The following is a 3,028-nucleotide window of genomic DNA, read 5'->3' on the forward strand; positions in this document are numbered from 1 at the left end:
CTCGGATTTTACCATACCCTGTCGAAGTTAGCTAGTTTATTTCCTTACAGTTCCTTACGTGAAGTGGTTTCACCTACTTTCAGGCATGTACCGTGAATGCCAAATAAGGCGCCGCCGGCTCCTCTTCACTTCAGCCTGGCTCCGGCATCGGCGGCGGTGTCGGACCAGGGAGGCGATGACGAAAACTGCATCCTTAAGTGAAATGGTTTCATGTACCTGAAGGCATGGATGAAGCGTGCACAACAGGCTTCTGCGGCGTCCTACCGCAGCGCCGACGGAGGCCTGAAACGCTCACTCCGCCTCTGCCGCAGGCGATCCCGGCGTTTCCCAGGCGACTGTTTCGGGCTTCGGGCGTTACGAATCCTGCGTACTTAAGTGAAACGGTTTCCGGTAGGCTAAGGCATGGACAGACAATGCCAAATAAGACGCCGCCGACTCTTCTTCACTTCCATCTGGCTCCGGCATCGGCGGCAGTGACGGCCCCCGGAAGCGCTGACGAAAACTGCATCCTTAAGTGAAATGATTTCATGTAACTGAAGGCATGGATGAGGCATGCACAACAGCCCTCTGCGGCGTCCTTCCGCTGTACCGACGGACGCCCGAAACGCTCACTTCGCCTCTGCCGCAGGCTATCCCGACGTTTTTCAGGTGAATCTTCCGCCCTCGAGAACTTACGGATTTTGCACATCTACGTGAAGTGACTTCACGTACTTTCAGGCATGGACGGAACATGCCAAACAAGACCGGCAAGGCCTTCCGGCACGCCGGCCCAGGGCTGCCTCCGCCGGTTCAGGCGCCTCACGAAGTGACGAATCGTCATCGCTTCCGCCTGGGTTCTCTGATTCATCCGGCATGGCGGCCGGGCCAGGCGCGCCGGGATGCACCTCAGCCGACGCCATTCCCGGGGCCGGGCGGTCCGAGTTGCGGTAATCTGAGTGCACTTGAGTTCCCCGGCTTCCGCTTTCTCTCACCTGCACCATGCCAACAGTCTCCGGCGGCGCGTCGCCGCGCCTCGCGGTCGGCGTCACCGCGGCCTTCATCGCCTATCTCTTCTGGGGCTTCATGCCGCTTTACTGGAAGATGCTCTCCGAGGCCTGGAGCTGGGAGGTGATCGCGCACCGCGTCTGCTGGTCCTTCATCGTGATCACGCTGCTGCTCATCGTGACGGGGCGCGCGCACGAGTTCCGGCAGACCGCGGGCCAGCTGAGGCGCCGCCCGCCGCTCGCGCTCATGCTCGTGGCGGCGGCGATGTTCGCCGGTCTCAACTGGTGGATCAACGTGCTCGCCGTGCAGATCGACCGCGTGGTGGAACTCGGCATCGGCATGTTCCTCACGCCCCTGATCTCGATGGCGCTCGGCTTCCTCATCTTCCGCGAGCGGCTCTCGCGGCTTCATGTGCTCTCGATCGCGATCGCCGCCGCGGGCGTCGTCGTCATGACCGCGGGCTACGGGCGCATTCCCGTCATCGCCCTCGGCGTCTCCTCGACCTGGGCGATCTACGGCGCCTTCAAGAAGAAGATCACGATCAATCCCTGGGTGAGCAACGCGCTCGAGTCGCTCATCATGATGCCGCTCGCGCTCGTCTACCTCTGGAACCTCCACGCCGCGGGCGAGGGGCATTTCCTCGCGACGGGCTTCTCCGGGCTCTCGTGCGCGCTCGTCGGCACCGGCATCATCACCTCCATCCCGATGATCGCCTTCGCGTACTCCGCGCTCAACCTCCCGATGTATCTCCTCGGGTTCTGCCAGTTCCTCAACCCGGTGCTCACGATCCTCGTGGGCGTCTTCATCCTCGGGAGCCCCTTCAACCCGGCCTTCGCGGTGCCGCTCGTCTTCATCGCGGTCTCGGTGGCGGTCTTCCTCTGGGCGGAACTGAAGGGCGTGCACGTGACGCGCAAGGTCCTCGAGCACGCCGGGAAGACGGGCGGCCGGAAGGGGGAGCCCTGAGAGAACCTTCTCCCGGGGCGCCCGGTCAGGCCTCGATCGGCACGATGTAGACGCCGTAGCGCTCGAGGCTTGTGTTGATGTGGGTGTACATGTAGACCACGCGGTAGATGTTCCCCGTCGGCCGGAAGCCGAGCGACTTCACGCGGGCGAAGAGCGGGTGCGACGGGGTGGGCGGCACCGAGGTGACGCCGCCCGGCGTGGGGCCGGCGAAGTGGTAGACGAGGCACTTGCAGCGCGGGATGTGCTGCACGACGTCGTTCACCGGAAGACCGTGGGCGCGGGCGTGGTCCTCCCTGACGAGGAGGCCCCAGCAGTTCGGCATGGGCGCCGCGGGATCCTCCTGCGGCGTGATCTGAAGCGCCGACTTCACGACCGGCATCCAGTCGACCCAGTCGGAGAGCACCTCGTAGATGCGCTCGTCCTCGAGGAAGTCCCTGCCGCTCGAGTGGGGCAGGAAGAGCATCGGGGCGATGTCGCGCACCTCCCAGTCGCCGTCCTTCCTCGAGCGCCTGTCGTACCAGTCGCGCAGACGCTCGTGCTCCCTGAGCACGGCCGTGTCGTGCTCGATGCGGCGGCGCAGCTCCTCGGCGTGCTCGTCGAGCTTCGCCGAGACCTCGTCGGCGTCGAGCTCCGTGAGCATCTTCTCCATGTCGCGGATCGAGATGCCGAAGCTCTTGAGGCGCATGCACTCGAGGATGCGCGAGCTCATTCCGAACGGGTAGTAGCGGTAGCCGCTCTTGCGCTGCTTGGCGATGAGGAGCCCGTGCTGCTCGTAGTGCTTGAGGTAGTCCGGGGTCACACCCATGCAGCGGGCGAATTCGCCGATGCGGTACTGCCTGATGCCGTCCTCTTCCTTCGCCATGGGTGCCTCTCCTTGAATTGTGATGCGCGCCGCAGAGGCTGGTCGGAGCCCGGGGCGCGTCTGCTGTGAATCCTTCAATCCTATCTCAAGCGGAAGCGTTTTCGATACTCATTTCGTACTCATTTCGTATTCATTCCGGCTCCTCGGGCGGAGGATCCGCCGCGACTGCCCCTGCAAGGGGAGGCGGGGCCGCCCGGAACGGTTACCATAGAGGAATCC

The 3,028-nt window shown here is 63.7% G+C and carries 2 protein-coding genes; one reads left to right on the top strand and one right to left on the bottom strand.

Annotated elements, in window-relative coordinates; all coding sequences use genetic code 11:
* Positions 1-978 precede the first annotated feature (978 nt).
* Positions 979-1,947, top strand: coding sequence for an EamA family transporter RarD (gene rarD / locus Q4F91_RS13280; RefSeq protein WP_303338209.1), 969 nt, complete (start codon positions 979-981; stop codon positions 1,945-1,947).
* Between the two features lie 25 nt (positions 1,948-1,972).
* Here the strand turns inward: rarD and Q4F91_RS13285 are convergent, their stop codons facing one another.
* The gene (locus Q4F91_RS13285) at positions 1,973-2,809 is read right to left on the bottom strand and encodes a MerR family transcriptional regulator (RefSeq protein WP_303338210.1); all 837 of its coding nucleotides are present in this window, start codon (positions 2,807-2,809) and stop codon (positions 1,973-1,975) included.
* Positions 2,810-3,028 lie beyond the last annotated feature (219 nt).

It is taken from the genome of Sutterella sp. (assembly GCF_030539355.1).
Taxonomy (GTDB): domain Bacteria; phylum Pseudomonadota; class Gammaproteobacteria; order Burkholderiales; family Burkholderiaceae_F; genus Sutterella.

Excerpts from the sequence above, each read along its gene's own strand:
- rarD (WP_303338209.1), top strand. The coding sequence starts at position 979 with ATGCCAACAGTCTCCGGCGGCGCGTCGCCGCGCCTCGCGGTCGGCGTC.
- Q4F91_RS13285 (WP_303338210.1), bottom strand. The coding sequence starts at position 2,809 with ATGGCGAAGGAAGAGGACGGCATCAGGCAGTACCGCATCGGCGAATTC.